This window comes from Roseospira marina, from assembly GCF_014197855.1.
Classification (GTDB): domain Bacteria; phylum Pseudomonadota; class Alphaproteobacteria; order Rhodospirillales; family Rhodospirillaceae; genus Rhodospira; species Rhodospira marina.
The window spans coordinates 45,196-62,690 of record NZ_JACIGJ010000002.1; the positions used below are offsets into that span (position 1 = coordinate 45,196).

At 66.8% G+C, this 17,495-nt stretch carries 16 protein-coding genes; 8 read left to right on the forward strand and 8 right to left on the reverse strand.

The genetic code is table 11. The features are described from left to right. Positions 1-52 precede the first annotated feature (52 nt). The 5 genes from GGD82_RS02770 to GGD82_RS02790 all read left to right on the forward strand — a co-directional run bounded on the left by GGD82_RS02770 (position 53) and on the right by GGD82_RS02790 (position 5,687). The gene (locus GGD82_RS02770; protein WP_170284152.1) at positions 53-940 is read left to right on the forward strand and encodes a branched-chain amino acid ABC transporter permease; all 888 of its coding nucleotides are present in this window, start codon (positions 53-55) and stop codon (positions 938-940) included. 30 nt (positions 941-970) lie between these two features. Continuing rightward, positions 971-2,104 carry a branched-chain amino acid ABC transporter permease gene (locus GGD82_RS02775; protein ID WP_150061125.1) on the forward strand — a complete coding sequence of 378 codons (1,134 nt, stop codon included), beginning with the start codon at positions 971-973 and terminating at the stop codon, positions 2,102-2,104. 68 nt (positions 2,105-2,172) lie between these two features. After that, positions 2,173-3,417: an ABC transporter substrate-binding protein gene (locus GGD82_RS02780; RefSeq protein ID WP_150061124.1), complete on the forward strand. Its 1,245-nt coding sequence runs from the start codon at positions 2,173-2,175 to the stop codon at positions 3,415-3,417. A 78-nt stretch (positions 3,418-3,495) separates the two neighbouring features. Further along, complete coding sequence (locus GGD82_RS02785; protein ID WP_150061123.1) at positions 3,496-4,347, forward strand: ABC transporter ATP-binding protein; 852 nt, start codon at positions 3,496-3,498, stop codon at positions 4,345-4,347. A 92-nt stretch (positions 4,348-4,439) separates the two neighbouring features. Beyond that, a complete protein-coding gene (locus tag GGD82_RS02790) occupies positions 4,440-5,687 on the forward strand; it encodes a phenylacetate--CoA ligase family protein (RefSeq protein WP_150061122.1) in 1,248 nt (415 codons plus the stop codon). A 133-nt stretch (positions 5,688-5,820) separates the two neighbouring features. Here GGD82_RS02790 and GGD82_RS02795 read toward each other — a convergent pair whose 3' ends face one another. Both GGD82_RS02795 and GGD82_RS02800 read right to left on the reverse strand, forming a co-directional pair. Further along, positions 5,821-6,285, reverse strand: a complete 465-nt coding sequence (locus GGD82_RS02795; RefSeq protein WP_246163711.1) for a bactofilin family protein — start codon at positions 6,283-6,285, stop codon at positions 5,821-5,823. 100 nt (positions 6,286-6,385) lie between these two features. Further along, complete coding sequence (locus GGD82_RS02800; protein ID WP_150061120.1) at positions 6,386-7,717, reverse strand: M23 family metallopeptidase; 1,332 nt, start codon at positions 7,715-7,717, stop codon at positions 6,386-6,388. Positions 7,718-8,164: 447 nt separating this feature from the next. Between GGD82_RS02800 and GGD82_RS02805 the strand changes: the two genes are divergently transcribed. Both GGD82_RS02805 and GGD82_RS02810 read left to right on the forward strand, forming a co-directional pair. Next, complete coding sequence (locus GGD82_RS02805; protein WP_170284151.1) at positions 8,165-8,326, forward strand: phosphatidylglycerophosphatase A family protein; 162 nt, start codon at positions 8,165-8,167, stop codon at positions 8,324-8,326. Further along, complete coding sequence (locus GGD82_RS02810; RefSeq protein WP_150061118.1) at positions 8,323-8,880, forward strand: CinA family protein; 558 nt, start codon at positions 8,323-8,325, stop codon at positions 8,878-8,880. The genes GGD82_RS02805 and GGD82_RS02810 overlap by 4 nt, the downstream gene beginning before the upstream one ends. 87 nt (positions 8,881-8,967) lie before the next feature. On the opposite strand, the gene GGD82_RS20790 is transcribed toward GGD82_RS02810, so the two are convergent. The 6 genes from GGD82_RS20790 to GGD82_RS02840 all read right to left on the reverse strand — a co-directional run bounded on the left by GGD82_RS20790 (position 8,968) and on the right by GGD82_RS02840 (position 16,567). Next, positions 8,968-10,731 carry a dynamin family protein gene (locus GGD82_RS20790; protein ID WP_211364690.1) on the reverse strand — a complete coding sequence of 588 codons (1,764 nt, stop codon included), beginning with the start codon at positions 10,729-10,731 and terminating at the stop codon, positions 8,968-8,970. Between the two features lie 192 nt (positions 10,732-10,923). Then, positions 10,924-12,246 (reverse strand): phenylacetate--CoA ligase family protein, encoded by a 1,323-nt coding sequence (locus GGD82_RS02820; protein WP_150061117.1) that lies wholly within the window; start codon positions 12,244-12,246, stop codon positions 10,924-10,926. A gap of 138 nt (positions 12,247-12,384) precedes the next feature. Further along, positions 12,385-13,989, reverse strand: a complete 1,605-nt coding sequence (locus GGD82_RS02825; protein ID WP_246163710.1) for a DHA2 family efflux MFS transporter permease subunit — start codon at positions 13,987-13,989, stop codon at positions 12,385-12,387. Next, positions 13,982-15,127 carry an HlyD family secretion protein gene (locus GGD82_RS02830; protein ID WP_150061116.1) on the reverse strand — a complete coding sequence of 382 codons (1,146 nt, stop codon included), beginning with the start codon at positions 15,125-15,127 and terminating at the stop codon, positions 13,982-13,984. Before GGD82_RS02830 ends, GGD82_RS02825 begins: the two co-directional genes overlap by 8 nt. Continuing rightward, on the reverse strand, positions 15,128-15,625 hold the full coding sequence (gene slyA, locus GGD82_RS02835) for a transcriptional regulator SlyA (RefSeq protein WP_150061115.1): 498 nt from the start codon (positions 15,623-15,625) through the stop codon (positions 15,128-15,130). A 150-nt stretch (positions 15,626-15,775) separates the two neighbouring features. Continuing rightward, positions 15,776-16,567 carry an SDR family NAD(P)-dependent oxidoreductase gene (locus GGD82_RS02840; protein WP_150061114.1) on the reverse strand — a complete coding sequence of 264 codons (792 nt, stop codon included), beginning with the start codon at positions 16,565-16,567 and terminating at the stop codon, positions 15,776-15,778. A gap of 323 nt (positions 16,568-16,890) precedes the next feature. Between GGD82_RS02840 and GGD82_RS02845 the strand changes: the two genes are divergently transcribed. Continuing rightward, positions 16,891-17,487: an HD domain-containing protein gene (locus GGD82_RS02845; protein WP_150061113.1), complete on the forward strand. Its 597-nt coding sequence runs from the start codon at positions 16,891-16,893 to the stop codon at positions 17,485-17,487. Positions 17,488-17,495 lie beyond the last annotated feature (8 nt).

Genomic DNA, 17,495 nt, shown 5'->3' on the forward strand with positions numbered 1-17,495 from the left:
GACGCACCGGCCCCACAACCGCAATAACGCCGGCGCGAGGGGGAGGATCCGAATGGACCTGTTCTTTCAGCTCCTGATCAACGGCATCATCGTCGGCACCCTGTACGGGGTCGTCGCGATGTGTTTCGTGCTGATCTACAAGTCAACGCAAGTGGTGAACTTCGCCCAGGGCGAATTCCTTCTAATCGGAGCCTGGATCTGCTGGACCATTCTTGTGCAGTTTGAAGTTCCGTTCGTGTTCGGCTTCCTCATCACACTGGCGTTCATGGCCGCGCTCGGCATCTTCATTCAGATGGTGGTGCTGCGGCCGATGATCGGCGAGCCGATCATTTCGGTCATCATGGTGACCATCGGCCTGTCGATCTTCATGCGGGCCTTTTCGAACTGGATGTTCGGCCAGTCCGCCGTGGGCTTTCCGGATGTCTTCGGCATGAACGCGGTGAATATCGGCGGGCTTCGGGTCGAACCGGCCTACCTGATGAGCTTCGTCGTGTCGCTGTTCATAATGGGCGGCTTCTTCTACTTCTTTAAATACAGCCGCTATGGCCTTGCCATGCGCGCGACCGCCTTCAACCAGCAGGTCGCCCAGTCGCTGGGCATTTCGGTCAAGCAGGTTTTCGCCATGGCCTGGGCCATCTCCGCGATGGTCTCCGCCCTGGCCGGCGTGGTCGTCGGCATGGTCAACGGGGTGTCCTCCGCGCTGTCGTTCATCGGCATCAAGGTCTTTCCGGCCGTCATCCTGGGCGGGCTGGACTCCATCATCGGCGCCGTCGTGGGCGGGCTGATCGTCGGTGTCCTGGAGAACATGGCCGAGTACGTCGACGGCCAGTTCCTGTACTGGGGCAACATGCTGACGATCGCGCCGTTCTGGGTGCTCATCATCATCCTGGTGGTCAAGCCGTACGGCCTGTTCGGCACCAAGGACATCGAGCGGGTCTAGCACCGCAGGCCGCAGCAAGGAGACCCCCGAATGGCCACCACGAGCCTGCGCCCCTGCGGCGACTTCCGCACCACCTACCAGCAGGACACCGTCATCTTCGACACCCGGAACAGCCGGCGGGCGATGATCCTGTTCCTGGTGGTCCTGTATGCCATGGTGCTGATCCCGATCCTGTCGCCGGGCGTGGAGGACGCCCCGGTGCTGGGCGCCCTGTTCGCGCCCTTCACGAACGCGCAGTACCTCAGCCTCGCCATCCAGGCGTGCTACTGGGGCATTGCGGCGCTCGGCCTGAACATCCTGGTCGGCTTCACCGGACAGATATCGCTGGGGCACGCGGCGTTCTTCGGCATCGGGGCGTTCGGATCGGCCTATCTGAACAATACGTACGGCATTCCGGTCGTCCTCTCGATCCCGCTGGCCGGCGTGCTGGCCGCCGTCGTCGGCCTGCTGTTCGGCAGCCCAGCGGCGCGCATCAAGGGCCTCTATCTGGCCATTGCAACCCTAGCCGCGCAGTTCATCATCGAGGACCTGTTCATCCGCCTGGACTGGTTCACCGGCGGCTCTTACGGCTCGCTCGCGAATTCGATCGAGCTGTTCGGGATCACCTTCGACACCGACCCGAAGTTCTTCCTGTTCGCCCTGACCATCACCATCGTGCTGTTCGTCGCGGCCGCCAACCTGATGCGCACCCGCGACGGCCGCGCCTTCGTCGCCGTGCGCGACCATTACCTGTCGGCCGAGGTCATGGGCATCAACCTGACCAAGTACCGCGTGCTGTCGTTCGGCATCTCGTCGTTCTACGCCGGCATCGGCGGCGCGTTGTACGGGCACTACCTCGGCTTCGTCTCGGCCGAGGGCTTCACCATTCTGCTGTCGATCCAGTTCCTGGGGATCATCATCATCGGCGGCCTGGGCTCTGTCATGGGCGCCATGCTGGGCACCATCTTCATGGTGCTGCTGCCTGAGGTCATGGCGGGCGGCGTCGACATCATCGCGTCCACCGAATGGGGCAACACCCCGATGATCACGAACGGCCTAGCCTTCTTCAAGGAGATGGCCATCGGCGCGGCGATCATCCTGTTCCTGATCTTCGAGCCGGACGGCCTGGCCCATCGGTGGCGACTCATCAAGGCGTACTGGAAGCTGTACCCATTCTCTTACTAGACCGGCGCGAGACCGGTCGCGAACCAACCGGAAACACTGCGTTTTTCGGAACACGGAGGACACGTTTCATGCGCAAGACATTGACCCGGACCTGCGTCGCCAGCCTGGGCGTCCTGGCCGCCGCCGGCACCGCCGCGCAGGCGCAGGAGTCCGTCTTCGTCGGCCATCTGATGGACATCACCGGAGCCACCGGCTTTGTCGGCAAGGAATACGGCCCCGCGATCCGCGACGCCGTCGCCTACATCAACGAGCAGGGCGGCATCGACGGCACCATGATCGAGATGGACAGCGTCGACTACGCCTACGAGGTCCCGCGCGCGATTTCGTTCTACAAGAAGTGGACCCAGCAGGACATGGTCGCCCTTCAAGGCTGGGGCACGGGCGACACCGAGGCGCTGATCAGCTTCGTCGCCAAGGATGAGATTCCCGTCTGGTCGGCCTCCTACTCGGGCCACTTGACCGATCCGACCGGCAAGAACCCGAGCACCCAGAAACCCGCGCCCTACAACTTCTTCTACGGTCCGTCCTACTCCGACGGCTGCCGCGCCCTGGTCCAGTGGGCGATGGAGGACTGGACGGAAAAGGGCGGCGAGGGCACGCCCAAGTTCGTCCACACCGGCGACAACCACCCCTACCCCAACGCCCCCAAAGAGGCCTGCGCCGCCTATGCCAAGGAACTTGGGTTCGAGGTGCTGAACCCCGTCGTGGTGTCGCTGAAGCCGGGCGACTTCAAGGCACAATGTTTGACCATCCAGGAGAACGGCGCCAATTACGCCTACATCGGCAACCTCGGTCCGTCCGTGGTGTCGCTGTTCAAGTCCTGCGACACCGTCGGCACCGATGTGCAGTTCATGTCCAACATCTGGGGCGGCGACCAGAAAACCATGGAGGCGATCGGCCCCACGAAACGCAGCCTGATCTTCGTCGCCGCCAACGCCTTCTGGGGCTCGGACGCGCCGGGTATGGAAACGGTGCGGGCCATCTCCGCCAAGGCCGATCCGAGCGTGGAGTTCCGCACCCATCACTACATCCGGGGCATCTGCACCGCCTACTACATGAAGGAAGCCATGGCGTGGGCCAAGGCCAACGGCGGCATCACCGGTCCGAACATCAAAGAGGGCATGTACGCCAAGCAGGATTGGGTGCCCGAAGGACTGGAGGGTGTGTGCATCCCCTCCACCTGGACCGCGGAAGACCACCGCGGGACCATGACGGTCAACATCTATCGGGGTACCAACGACGAGGGTGACGTTCACATCGAGCGCGTGACCCAGACGACCCTGCCCCGCCGCGACGACTGGCTGGGCTGGTAGTCATCGCATCCCGCCGCGCGCGATCCGGTGCGCGCGGCGGCAACCCTGGCTCCAACCCTTGCACGGAAGGACTGACGCATGGCCCCCGCCGCCCCCAGCACCGTCTCGTCCCCTACGCCCCGGTCAGCGACGGCCGAGCCGATCCTGTCGGTCAACAACATCGAGGTGGTGTACGACGACGTCATCCTGGTGCTGCGCGGCGTCAGCCTCGACGTGCCGGAGGGTGAGGTGGTCACCCTGCTGGGACCCAACGGCGCCGGAAAGACCACCACGCTCAAGGCCATCTCCGGGCTGCTCCGCACCGAGAACGGCGCGGTCACCCGGGGCGAGATCCGGTTCATGGGCGAGAACATCGCGAACATGAGCCCGGAGCAGATCGTGCGCAAAGGCATCTTCCAGGTCATGGAGGGCCGCCGCATCGTCGAGGACATGACGGTGGTCGAGAACCTCCGCCTCGGCGCCTTTACCCGCCGCGACGGGGGCAGCGCCATCAAGCGCGACCTGGAGATGGTGCTGGACTACTTCCCGCGCCTGCGGGAGCGCACCGGCTTGGCCGGGTATCTGTCGGGCGGGGAACAGCAGATGCTCGCCATCGGCCGCGCCATGATGGCCCGCCCCAAGCTGATCCTTCTGGACGAGCCGTCGATGGGCCTCGCCCCCCTACTGGTCAAGGAGGTCTTCACCATCATCCGGACCCTGAACCGGGAGCTTGGCATGACGACGCTTCTGGTCGAGCAGAACGCCAAGATGGCACTGGGGGCCGCCTCCTACGGCTACATCATGGAATCCGGCAAGGTGGTCATGGATGGCACCCAGAGCGACCTTCTGGGCAACGAGGACGTCAAGGAGTTCTACCTCGGCGGTGGTGGGGAGCACCGCAAGTCCTTCAAGAACCTGAAGTCCTACAAGCGGCGCAAGCGCTGGCTTTGAAGCCCCACATTCCGTAGGCTGGAGACACGCGACGCGGGCCGTTGCGCCCAACCGACCAGACATCGCACGTCCGGACACGGGGACCCCGCCTCATGGACTATTTCGACGACCTGGAAACGCGCCCCGAGACCCAGCGCCTGGAGGAGCAGTTCGCGGCCCTGCCCGGTTTGATCGCCCTGGCCAAGAGCGATACGGGCCACTTCGGCGGCCTGCTGGCGGACGTGGATCCGGACAGCATCACCGATCCGGCCGCGCTGGCCCGCCTGCCTGTGACCCGCAAGAGCGACCTGATCGCACTGCAGAAAGCGCACCCACCCCTGGGCGGCCTCGTCTCCGACTGGGGCGGGATCGGCCGCATCCTGCAATCACCCGGGCCAATCAACGACCCGGAGGGCGCGCGCACCGGCTACTGGCGCCTGGGGCGTGCGCTGTTCGCCGCCGGGTTCCGGCGCGGGGACATGGTGCAGAACTGCTTTTCGTACCACTTCACCCCCGGCGGCTGGATCTTCGACGACGCCTGCCGGTCGCTCGGCTGCCCGGTGTTCCCGGCCGGCGTCGGCAACACGGAACAACAGGTCCAGGCGATGGCCGGGCTCGGCGTGGCGGGCTATGTCGGCACCCCGTCGTTCCTGCGCATCATCCTGGAAAAGGCCAACGCGATGGGGGTTCCCCTGCCCGGCCTGACCAAGGGACTGGTTTCCGGCGAGGCCTACCTACCCCCGCAGCGCGCGGCCTTCCACGAGGCCGGCCTACACGTCCACCAGTGCTATGCGACCGCCGATCTGGGCCTTATCGCCTACGAAAGCCCGGCCGCCGACGGTACCGTCGAGGGCATGGTGGTCGACGAGGGCGTGATCGTCGAGATCGTCCGCCCCGGGACGGGCGACCCGGTACCGGTGGGCGAGGTCGGCGAGGTGGTGGTGACGTCCTTCACGCCGGAGTACCCGCTGATCCGCTTCGCCACCGGCGACATGTCGGCGGTGTTGCCGGGCGAAAGCCCGTGCGGCCGCACCAACATGCGCATCAAGGGCTGGATGGGCCGGGCGGACCAGACCACCAAGGTCAAGGGGATGTTCGTGCACCCGGAGCAGGTCGCCGATGTCCTGAAGCGCTTCCCTGTCCTCGGTCGCGGCCGGCTCGTCGTCAGCCACGATGGGCATGCCAACGACGTCATGACCCTGCGGTGCGAGTGCGCCGAGGATGCGGACGACGTCCTGGTCGCCCGCGTCGGCGAGGCTGTGCAGGCGGTCACGAAGCTGAAGGGCGTGGTCGAGATCGTCGGGCCGGAGACCCTGCCGAACGATGGCAAGGTCATCGAGGACGCCCGGTCGTATGAGTGAGCGTCGACCGTCGCATCTGTGACACGCAAAGGGCCGGCGGATGCGCTCCGCCGGCCCTGTTTTTTGCGCCACCCCGATCCCAAACGGGACTCCGCGGCGACCAGCCCTCAAGAGGCGCCTCAGGACGCCGCCCTCAGGAGGCCGTAGTCTTCTTGGCCGGAGCCGGCTTCTTGTCGTCCGCCGCGCCAAGCTCGGATGCGCCGCTTCCGCTCGCGCCTCCGGTGCTGGCCAGCCGCGGCGGGTCGTTCGGTTCCGCAGCCGCACCCTTGGTGGGCAGGTTCAGGTCCGGCATCTCCGTCATACGCCGACAGTGGCCTTCCATGAAGGCGCCGGGCTCGATGGCGAGGCTTTCGTGGGTCACGTCACCGACCATGCGGGCCGTGCTGGCCAGGAAGACGGACTTGGCGATCACCTGCCCGCTGACCGTGCCGTGCATCCGCACCGTCTGGGCACTGACCTCCCCGGTCACCGCCCCGGCGATGCCGATGATGAGGGAGGCGCACTTGATGTCGCCCTCGACCCGTCCATCAATCTGGATTTCCCCCGCGCTGACCAGATCGCCCGTCACCGTGAGATCCGCGCTGACAATGGAGGGCACAGCCCGCTCCGGGCTCATCTCCGCGCCGGACCGACGCTCCGGCTTGCGGTCCGGAACACTGGGGGCAGGTGCTACCGCCGACGACGGCGCGGATTTCGGGTTAGCCCTTGAAAACATGCTGGCCGGCCTTCATGAACTTGGCGGGATTGCGAGGCACCCCGTTGACGCGGATTTCGTAGTGCAGGTGGGAGCCCGTACTGCGCCCGGAGTTGCCCACCGTCGCGATCACATCGCCACGCTTGACACTATCCCCAACCTTCAAGGCGATGCTCGACAGATGCCCGTAGCGGGTGAGCAGGCCCATTCCATGGCTGATCTCAAGCGTTCGACCATACCCGCCGCGCCGGCCAGCGTAAACCACCTTTCCGGCCGCAGGCGCCACGATGGGCGTGCCGGCCCCAGCGGCAAAATCCAGACCCTCGTGCCGTGACAGCCGGCCGTTGATCGGATCCCGACGCACGCCGAAAGGGCTGCTGAGCCGGTAGCCGGACAGAATCGGCCGCGTCAGTGGCAGATGGTCAGTCAGGTCCCGCAGGGCGCCGAGCCGGTCCACATGGGTATTCAGGGTAGCCACCGAGGCCTTGAGCACCGGCTTGTCGAGGAGCGGCATGTCGACGGGGATGAACGGACCGCCTTGCCCATCGCCATCGACCGGACGGGCGTTCAGCAGGCTGTCCACGTCCAGACCGACCTCGGACAGGCTGTCCTCAATGTCCGAAATCCGGGTCTGTGCGATGGTGCCGAAGTGGTCGAGCAAGGCCGCCTGAGACGCCTCCATCTCAACCACCAGATCCTCCAGCGACCCCACGCGGTTGGTCAGGGCCTTGTTCTCCTCCAGCGCCAGATCGCGCTGGAGCACCATCTTGCGCATCTCCAGTTCGAAGTCATCGAAGCGGGTCAGAAGCTGGTGGGCCTCGGACAGCTCCGCCATGCCCTGTTCCATCTCGGACAACTGGGCCAGCAGGGCATCGCGGGCGCGGCCGGCTTCGATCTCCCAGGTTTCCGGGGTCGAACCCTGCGCGGTGTCCTCGGTCGCGGGGGTTTCCTGCGTCGCGATCGAGGAGTCGCTGTCGACGTAGCGCGAAATGACCGCGTGATTGTTTTCCAAGCTCCGGGTGACTTCTGCCACCTGATCCCTGTACAGCGCCACCTCCGCCAAGAGCTGCTTGTAGCTGTCCCGAGCCTCGTTGACCTCGGCGGTCTTGGCGTCGATCACCGCATCGACCCAGATCACCATCGCGAGACTATAGGTGACGATGCCGAGCAGGACCACGCCCCCCGCCGCCGCAAACGCCTGTGTTAGGCTGCCCAGTGTCCAGGCGTGGTAGCCGCCGTTATCGGCCCGTATCATGAGGTAGCGTTCAGGGAAGGCCCGGCGCAAAGCGCGTTTCCAGGGGGGAAGGCTGAGCTGTTGGGGGTCGTACTCCGACATGTCGCCTCGTCTTCCTTCGAGTGGCTGGCTTTGGGTCCGGGACCGAACCGTCGCCGGTCGCGCCGACTATCACAGGACGGGATCCCTGGTTCATCCCGTCATCGCGCGCGGCCCGGATGGACGCGCGCGGCGGTCTCTCCCTCCCAGCGGCGCGGGCCACATCTGTCGTCATGGTCGTATGCCGTGCAGACGTGACGGCGGCCCGGCGATGGCATAGGCCCAAATCGCGACACGTGCAAGGTGGACGGATTTCCGCGCTCGGAGTCAGGGGTTTTGCGTGGTGGAGGGCCGTTTTGCGGCGCGCCCGTGGCGGCGAAATGGCCCGAATCGGGCGCGACATTTCAATTCTTGTTTGTCAATTCACCTTAGCGCGCACCTTCCGATAGCAGAGCCCATGCCCGATCCCGCCCCTGATACTCCCGTACCCCCGCCCTGCTGGCTGCCGGCGTGGTGGCGGTCTTTGGGGTTGGCGTCTGGGCCAGCGACGTCTACCGTCGGCGCACCGGCCGCGAGGACCCCGGCGAGGTCGCGATCGACGAGGTCGTGATCGACGAGGCCGCGGGCCAGGGGCTGGTCCTCACCTCCCTCCTCTGGAGTCTGCTTTCATGAGCGCCCTCGACAAAGACATGGTGGAGCATGCCCGCGCCCTCATCGGGCTCTGCCTGTCCCGCTCCCTGACCCTGACCACGGCGGAATCCTGCACCGGCGGGCTGCTCGCGGCCAGCCTGACGGCGGTGCCGGGGTCCAGCGCGGTGTTCGATCGGGGGGTAGTGACCTACTCCAACGAGGCCAAGATGCAGCTTCTCGGCGTCGAGGCAGAGATGTTGGAAAGCGTCGGCGCGGTCAGCGAGGATGTCGCCGTCGCCATGGCCCTGGGCGCGCTGGCGGCCGGTGGCGCGGACCTCGGCGTGGCCATCACCGGCATCGCCGGGCCGGACGGCGCGACCGAGGGCAAGCCGGTCGGCCTCGTTCATCTCGCGGCGGCGCGCATCGACGGCCTGGTGCGGCCGAAGCGTTACGTATTTGCCGGCACGCGCGACGACGTGCGTCTGGCGAGCGTCCACGCCGCCATCGACCTGCTGGAGGAACTGATTGTCCTGCGTGAGGACGACGACCCCGACGCGCCCGACACGCCGGACGCCCCGACCCCCGAAAGCCTTTGATTGGTCCTGTGAGATCCGGCTGCTACGGATCCACAAAAAAACGGCCCCGCTCTCGTCTGAAAGCGGGGCCGTTGTTTTGGAGCGCCGTTACGAGGTCCGGGACGTCTCAGCCGGAACCGCCAGCGGATCCGGCGGTGGCGGCGCGAAGGCCGACCGGCCGGACGGCGCCCCGACCGGCGCGGCGTCCGGGGCCGAGACCTCCATGGCGGTGGCCGCCGCCTGCCGCTTGCGGCCCGACGGATCGGTGTACTGGTCGTTCAGGCGCTGTACCTCGGCCATGGCCGTCTCGCGGATCGCCTGAAGGCGACGCTTGGCCCGGGAGGTCCAGCCCACCGGATGGGTGCGGAACACACCCACACCAAATCCGGTATTGCGGCGGAAGGCGTCCTGAACCCGCAGGTTCGCGCTGCCCATAATCTCCGGCAGTTCGGGCGCCAACCTCTTCGCGAACACCGAACGGGCGGTCTGATGCCCAATCTGGAACACCGCCCAGACAGCGAGCACCACGGCCACCACGCGGACGGCCACCGCCGCGGCGCCCTGCCCCAGGCCGCTCAGAACATCGCCGAGCCAAGTGACCGCGACCTGCGACCAGGCCAGCGCCGTGTCCAGAATCTGAGTCGCTGTCTCGGTCGTGGCCTCCGGCACCGCTGGCGCCAGAGCGCCACCGGCCGGAGGAGCCTCCGGTGCCACCGTCGCGGCCGTTCCAGCAGCCTCCGTCACCGCTGGCGCCGTTCCCACGATCCAGGCCCACAGGGAATCGAACACGCCGGTCCCGGCCAGTCCGACGACCGCGCCGACACCACCGAGCATCAGCGCGCCCCAGACGACGTCCGCGATCAGCACCCGCCGGCGCCACCGCGCGAGCTGGCGGCTGAGCGCGGGCATCAGCTCGGTTTCCAGCTCGTTGATGACCGTCTCCAGCATTGCCACAACCCGGTAGGAACGCCCCACACCGATCTCCGCAATGCGGCCCAGGATTTCTCGCAGGTCGTGATCACGCTTGGCCTCGTAGCGCTCGCGGAGATCCGCGCTCGCGATCTCGACAGCGGCGCCCTTGTTGTAGATGGCGTAGAAGCGTCCGCTCACCAGACCGGCCTGCGCGATGGCGCGCTGCCACGCGCCGACCACCTCGGTCGCGTTGTCCTCCTTGGCCGTCGTGTCGATCTGATTGAGAACATAGAGGAACTTGGTCGGATCGGCGCGCCGCACCGTCTTCGACACCAGATGCTGGAGCGTGTCCTGCATCGCGCCCGGTTCCGGATGGCGGGCGTCGAAAAAGATCAGCACCAGATCGGACAGATCGATGATGTGGTCCGTGATGCGCAGTGTGGACCGGCGCTGATCGTCGGAATCGAACCCCGGGCTGTCGATGACGATCACGCCTTTGGCCTGGGCGCTGCCGACCGTCTTCAGTTGTAGATAGGCATCGATGCGCTTGCCCTCGCCGGGGGCGACCTTCTCGATCTCATCGCTGATGCGGAAGAACGGAAAGCGCGGATCGGCGTTCAACGCCGTGCCCGGCAGCACCCGATAGTCCGCCGAGTCGCCGTAGCAAATGACGGTGAACTTGTCGTCCACGGCCTGATTGCCGGTCGACTGGATGTTGGCGCCCAGGTGCGAATTGATGAAGGTGGACTTGCCGGCCGAGAACGTGCCCAGCACGCTGATCATGGGCCACCAGGGAATCCGGGCGGCCAGGGACTCGGACCGATCAAGCAGGCCCGAGCGATACAGGACCCGGTCCACCCGCCGGAACAGGGGCATCAATTGCACCAGATCCGGATGCTCGGTCTTCAGGTGCGCTTCCAGGGTCCGCAAACGGTGTCGCAAGGACGTGCGTGTAGTCATGGGGGATCTCGTCAGTGGCGGGAACCGCGCCGGGCGCGCGGACACGTGTGGCGCGCAGTTTAGGGACGCGGCGCGAGCCTGTCCAACCCGGAGACCGGTGTTGGTCGATTGCGGCCAACGTTCTGCTTTTTCGGCATTTTATTGCAGAGTTCTCGCGCGTCACGCAACGCAATGTTGCGCGAGGTCGCGCCCCTATCGTGCCATCACCGTGCGCAGATCCTTCACCCGCACCGCCTTGCCCTCTGATCGGGGCACGGTCCCGGGCGGCACGACGGTCACGCCGCAGGTCACGCCGATGTTGGACTTGATCCGGTGCCGGACCTTGTCGGCCACGGCCGGGTAGGCGTCGACGTCCAGGTCGGGCGCGGCCTCGACCTGGACGTCGAGGCGATCCATCACGCCCTCGCGCCGTACCGTCAGCAGGTAATGCGGCGCCGTGCCGGGGAAGCCCAGCATCACGGCCTCGACCTGCGACGGATAGACGTTCACGCCGCGCAGGATGATCATGTCGTCGTTCCGCCCGGCCACCCGGAGGATGCGCACGTGCGTGCGGCCGCAGGCACAGGGTTCGTCAGTCAGGCGGGTAATATCCCGCGTGCGGTAGCGGATCATCGGCAGGGCTTCCTTGGTCAGCGTGGTGATGACCAGTTCGCCCGTCTCGCCCATCGGCAGCGGCTCCAGCGTGTCGGGGTCGATGACCTCGAACAGGAAGTGATCCTCCCAGCCGTGCAGGCCGCACCGCTCCGGACACTCCATGGCGACCCCTGGCCCCATGACCTCCGACAGGCCATAGGAATCGGTCGCGCGGATCCCCAGGCGTTCATCGAGTTCGTGGCGCAGCCCGTCGCTCCACGGCTCCGCGCCGAACAGACCGATCCGCAGGGCGGAGGCGCGCAGGTCTATGCCCAGGCGCTCCGCCACCTCGGCGAGGTTCAGCGCATAGGACGGCGTCGCACACAGAACGCTCGCCTCCAGGTCCAGCATGGCGTGGATCTGCCGCTCGGTATTGCCACCCGACATCGGTACCACCGTACAGCCAAGGCGCTCCGCGCCGTAATGGAAGCCCATGCCGCCGGTAAACAGGCCGTAGCCATAGGCGTTGTGCACCACCTCGCCCGGTCGGACCCCGGCCGTGGCCATCGCGCGCGCCATCAGGCCCGCCCACCGGTCGATATCGCCGGCCGTGTAGCCGACCACCGTGGGCTTGCCGGTGGTGCCGGAGGACGCATGGATCCGCACCACCTGCTCGCGTGGCACGGCGAACAAGCCATACGGGTAGTTGTCGCGCAGGTCGGTCTTCACGGTGAAGGGAAAATGGCGCAGGTCCGACAGGTCCCGCAGATCCTCGGGATGGACGCCCTTCGCGTCGAACGCCCGCCGGACATGCGGCACGTTCTCATAGGCATGGGCCAGGGTGTGACGCAGGCGCTCCCATTGCAGCGTGGCGAGGGCCACGCGATCGAGGCTTTCGACCGCCGGGTCGAGCATCCACGCCTGGGGCGCCGCGATATCCATGAAGGTGTCCTCCGACCGTCTCCGCGCGAACGGTCGTTCTACCCTACTTTTTTTAAGGACGATACCAGGGCGACAGCCGGACGCGGCGACGATGGGCGGAACGGCCGGTCGGACGGCAAGTAAGACGCCCCGGGCGCATCACCGCCCCGTGGGACGTCCGATCCGATGGCCGAACGCCATCATGAGAACCGGGACAAGAGCGGCCAGCGAGACCGCGCCGGTCAGCATGAAGCCGTCGCGGTACCCCAGCATACTGCCCTGCGCCTGGATGATCCGCCCCAGGAAGTGCAAGGCGGCCGGCTCCTGCACCATGGCCGGCACGCCCCCCTGGTGAAACAGCCGCTCCAACAAAGCCACACTTTCGTGCATCGCGGCGTTGCCGGCCACCTGCGTGGCGGTCAGGGCGTCGGTGTGCTGCTGGCTCTGGTGCGTCAGGGCGATGGCCAGCAGGTTGACCCCCAGCGCCCCACCAAGCTGGCGGACGAAGTTTATGGTGCCGGCGCCCTGCCCCAGGAACCGCAGCGGCAACGCCCGCAGCGCCCCCGCGTTCAGGCTGGGCAGGATGAAGCCCAGACCGATGCGCCCGAACACGATCCACCCGGCCATCAGCCAGAACGGCGTGTTGGTGTCCGCGTGTCCCATCAGCAGCAGGGACGCGCCGAACAGGACCAGCCCGAACGCGATCAGCGCGGGCGCAGGCACGCTGTCGCTCAGTCGCCCGGCCAGCGGGAACACCATCGCCAGCACCAATCCGGCCGGCATCAACAGCAGGCCCGACCGCGTCGGCGTGTAGCCCTGGATGCTCTGTACGAACAGGGGAATCAGATAGGTCGAGCCAAACAGTCCGAACCCGAAGATAAACGCCACCACGGACGCCCCGGCGAAGGTCGGGCTCGCGAACAGACGCGGGTCGAGCAGCGGATGGGCGGTCCACATCTCCCACGCCACAAATGCCAGACCGCTGAGCACGGCGACCGTGAAGGCGATCAGAATGGGATCGGACAGCCAGCCCTCGCGCACCCCGTTGGACAAGGCGCTCAACAGGCTGACCAGAAACGCCACGATCAGAGCGAAGCCGAGGCCGTCAAAGGGGTGGGCCGGACGTTCGCTGTGCTCCCGGCCCGGCAGGAAGAGCCGCGCCAGCGCCATGGCCATCAACGCGAACGGAACCGGAAAGAAGAAGACATAGCGCCAACTGAAGCTGTCCACCATCAGCCCGCCCAGCGTTGGCCCGATGGCCGGCGCAAGCACAACACCGACCCCGAAGATCCCCATGGCGGTGCCCCGCCGCTCCGGCGGAAAGACCTGAAAGATCACCTGCATCGCCAGCGGCTGGATGATGCCGGCCGCCGCCCCCTGAAGCACGCGCGCCAGGATCAGCACCAACTCCCCGGGGGCCAGTCCGCCCAGGATCGAGGCCCCGACGAACACGGCCATGGCCAGCAGGTAGGTGGTCCGGCGCCCCACCCGCTCCAGCAGGAAGGCGTTGAGTAGCATGGTCCCGGTCATCGCGGCCAGGAACCCGGTGGACAGCAGCTGGGCCTTGTCCTGCCCCATGCCGAACGTACCCATCACGTCCGGAATGGCGACATTGATGATGGTGGCGGTCAGAACCGTGGCGATAGTGCCGATCATGACCGTGCCGGTCACCAACCAGCGCCAACCGGGTCCATAGCGGGCGATTAGGCCCTCGGGCGAGTCCGGCGCCGGGACCGCATGGGAGGTCGCGGAGCCGTCAGTCACCGGCGCGCGCCTCCACCTCGACCATCATGCCGGGTTTCAGGAGGCCGTCGACCTGCGGCAAGGCGATCCGCACCGGCAGACGCTGCGTGATCTTGGTGAAGTTGCCGCTGGGGTTGGGACTGGGCAGGAGGGCGAACTCGCTCGTCGCCGCGTGCCCCAGGCGATCGACGGTGCCGGTAAAGGTTCGACCGGGCACCGCATCCACGGTGATCTGGACCTCGGCGCCGGGCTTGAGGAACCGCAGGCTGGTTTCCTTGACGTTGGCCTCGACCCGCACCGCGTCCGGATCGTGGACCATCAGCAGGCGCTGGCCCGCGTCCACATACTCCCCGGCATCGACGAAGACGCGGTCCACCACACCATCGAGCGGCATGCGCAGAATCCGGTCCGCTTGATCCAGGGCGAGACGGTCGCGTTGCGCCTCCAGGGCACGCGCTTCCGGCTCCAGGCCGGCGAGCTGGCTGTTCAGCACCGCCAGAGCGCCCCGTTCGGCGCGGGCTTCCTCAAGATCCGCCTCGGCGGAGGTCAGACGGGCCTGAGCGGTCCGCACATCCTGGTGCGCGGCCTCCAAATCGGACGTGGTCTGATCGACATGCGCCTTGGTCCCGGCCCCGGTGGACACCAGGCGGACGGCGCGACTGTTCTCCGCCGTCGCGAGATCGAGCCGGGCCTGGGCGCCAGCCAGGGTCGCGCTTGCGGCGGTCACGGCGGCCTCGCGCGCGGCGATTCGGCTGTGGGTTTCCTGATCGGTTTGCGTGACCTGCGCCTTGATCTCGGTCCGGTGCGCCTCCACGACCGCCAACCGAGCATCGAGTTCCTTCAGGCGCAACCGCGTGTCCCGATCATCCACCCGCAGCAGGACGGCGCCCCCGTCCAGGTGGTCGCCTTCGGTCACCGACAGATCGACGATCCATCCAGGCACCCGACTGCTGACGGTGATCATGTCGGCGGCGATGCGGGCGTCGGTGACGACCACATGGGTCAACTGGTGAAACAACCAGACGCCGCCGACGCCTAAGCCGGCGGCGACAACAACCACAAGACCGAGAAGGCGCTTGCTGGGTCGCCGAAGGGACGGGCTGGACGTTTTGGATTCGGGGACCGCTTCCGTATCAGCGGGCGAGGCGTGGTGTGTCATTCAATTCGAGTCCGTGGCCGAGGCCGAAGGCGTGAAAGGGGAGCGATGGGACCGGGCCCGTATCTCCGTCAGGCGGTCGCCAATCCGATCAAACACACGCTGACAGGCGTCCAGGTCCGCCGGATCAATCCCGTCCAGAATTTCCTCGCGGACTGACGCGCCGACGGCCTGGATGCGATCCAGAACCGGATTGGCCTGATCGGTCAGGCGCACGACCTTGGCGCGGCGGTCGCCAGGCAACGGGCACCGGCGGATAAGCCCCTCTTTTTCCAGAGAATCCAAGGTCCGCACTAAAGTTGGCCCCTGAATGTTGGCGGCCTCCGCCAGTTCCTTCTGGGTCACATCCTCGGCCAGCCGCCGCAGCGTCAGCAGGAGGTACCAGCGCGCCTGCGTCAGCCCCATCGGGGCAAGACGCCGGTCGACCTCGCCCCGCCACAGGCGGGCGATGCGACCGACGGTCATACCGAACTGTTCCCGCGCGTCGGAGGAAAGCGCCATGGGTGTGTGATCCGTTATCGTTAGGCTGGGTAATACATAGCGTGCTAACGACCGTTCTGCAAATTAATAGCACCCTATCTAATGGCCTACACGTGGGCACCGGACGGCCCGGGTGCCGCGATGACACGACGCTCGGGCCGTCCGTCGGACCTACAGGCTGTCGACCACGCCGCCGTCGACCCGCAGCGCCGCGCCCGTGGTGGCGGATGCCTGGGTCGAACATGCGTAGACGATCATGTTCGCGACCTCCTCGACCGTCGCCGCGCGCTGGATGATCGACGAGGGGCGGTGCGCCATGACGAAGCCCGCCGCGACCTCCTCCAGCGACTGGCCGGTCTTGTCGACCTCGGACTTCAGCATGTCGGCCACGCCCTCGGACAGCGTCGGGCCCGGCAAGACCGAATTGACGGTCACGCCGGTTCCGGCCATCCGCTTGGCCAGCCCGCGCGCCACCGACAACAGCGCCGTCTTGGTGAATCCGTAGTGGATCATGTCAGCCGGGATGTTGAGCGCCGATTCCGAGGACAGAAACACCACCCGTCCCCAACCGGTCGCTTCCATGCCGGGCAGGTAGGCGCGCGCCAGCCGGACACCGGACATCACGTTGACCTCGAAAAAGCGGGTCCATTCGTCGTCAGAAATGTCGAAAAAGTCGTGGGGCCCGAAGATGCCCAGGTTGTTGACCAGGATGTCACAGCGCGGCACGGCCTCGACCAGAGCCGCACAGCCCTTAGCGGTTCCCAGGTCGGCCTCGACCCCGGACACCGAGGCACCGGGAACGGCGTCTGTGACGGCCACGACGGCGGCATCCACCGCCGCGCGGGTGCGGCCGTTGACGATCACGGTGGCGCCGGCCTGCGCCAGCCCCTTGGCGCTCGCCAGACCGATGCCCTTTGTGGAGCCTGTGACGATCGCCGTCTTTCCGGTCAGGTCAATCTGCATGATGATGGTTCTCCCGTTCTGGCACGGTCGCGCGGACGGCCGAATACGCCGTCCGACGGCGGACGCCATGCGGTGTGGGGGGATCGACGCGGCCCTTGGCCGCTCTCCGATCCTGCGTGTCATGTAAAATGGGTGCGGATGAAACCGGCACCGACCTTAGGAAGCGATGCACCCGATCGCACGGCCCATAGGTTCTGCTCCGCCGCGACCGGCTGTACGCATAAGGGGCCGCTGTGATCTTGTCGCCCGCCCCCTGTCCCCTAACATGGGACCGTGGGAGGACCGCGCAAAGGCAATCCGCTCTTATGCGAAAGGACAGGTTCATGCCCTCTGAGACCGAGGCCTCCGCTCTCCTCACGTTTTTCACGCAGGCCGGCGCCCTGAAAGACACGCTCCGCAGCGCGCGCACCGCCACCGGCCGGGTGGAAAGCGTGGCGGAGCATTCTTGGCGTCTGGCCGTGATGGCGCTTGTCCTGGCCCCCACCGAGCCCGGCCTGGACCTGACCCGCGTGCTGCAATTGTGCCTGATCCATGACCTTGGGGAGGCCTTGGGCGGCGACGTACCTGCGCCAGCCCAGACCACCGACCCGGATCGCAAAGCGCGGGAACGCCAGGACGTCCGCTCGGTCGTCGCGGCGCTGCCGCCGGCCCAGCGCGACGCCCTCATCGCGGCCTACGACGAAGCCGATGCCGGCACGACACCGGAAGCCCGCTTCGTTAAGGCGCTGGACAAGCTGGAAACCTGCCTCCAGCACGTGGAGGGGGCACAGGTGCCCGACTTCGACTTCGCGTTCAACCTCAGCTACGGGCGTGCGGCCACCGATGCCGTTCCCACCATCGCCGCGCTGCGCCGTCCCGTCGACGACCGCACCCGCGCCCGTTCGGCGAGCGCCCGCGCCTCCGAGCCATCGACGGCTTGAGTCCAGGC

Coding starts and splice junctions, on each gene's coding strand:
- GGD82_RS02810 (WP_150061118.1), top strand. CDS start 8,323: ATGAGCGCCCTCGACAAAGACATGGTGGAGCATGCCCGCGCCCTCATC.
- GGD82_RS02780 (WP_150061124.1), top strand. CDS start 2,173: ATGCGCAAGACATTGACCCGGACCTGCGTCGCCAGCCTGGGCGTCCTG.
- GGD82_RS02785 (WP_150061123.1), top strand. CDS start 3,496: ATGGCCCCCGCCGCCCCCAGCACCGTCTCGTCCCCTACGCCCCGGTCA.
- GGD82_RS02830 (WP_150061116.1), bottom strand. CDS start 15,127: ATGACACACCACGCCTCGCCCGCTGATACGGAAGCGGTCCCCGAATCC.
- GGD82_RS02840 (WP_150061114.1), bottom strand. CDS start 16,567: ATGCAGATTGACCTGACCGGAAAGACGGCGATCGTCACAGGCTCCACA.
- GGD82_RS02845 (WP_150061113.1), top strand. CDS start 16,891: ATGCCCTCTGAGACCGAGGCCTCCGCTCTCCTCACGTTTTTCACGCAG.
- GGD82_RS02790 (WP_150061122.1), top strand. CDS start 4,440: ATGGACTATTTCGACGACCTGGAAACGCGCCCCGAGACCCAGCGCCTG.
- GGD82_RS02775 (WP_150061125.1), top strand. CDS start 971: ATGGCCACCACGAGCCTGCGCCCCTGCGGCGACTTCCGCACCACCTAC.
- GGD82_RS02820 (WP_150061117.1), bottom strand. CDS start 12,246: ATGGATATCGCGGCGCCCCAGGCGTGGATGCTCGACCCGGCGGTCGAA.
- GGD82_RS20790 (WP_211364690.1), bottom strand. CDS start 10,731: ATGACTACACGCACGTCCTTGCGACACCGTTTGCGGACCCTGGAAGCG.
- GGD82_RS02800 (WP_150061120.1), bottom strand. CDS start 7,717: ATGTCGGAGTACGACCCCCAACAGCTCAGCCTTCCCCCCTGGAAACGC.
- GGD82_RS02770 (WP_170284152.1), top strand. CDS start 53: ATGGACCTGTTCTTTCAGCTCCTGATCAACGGCATCATCGTCGGCACC.
- slyA (WP_150061115.1), bottom strand. CDS start 15,625: ATGGCGCTTTCCTCCGACGCGCGGGAACAGTTCGGTATGACCGTCGGT.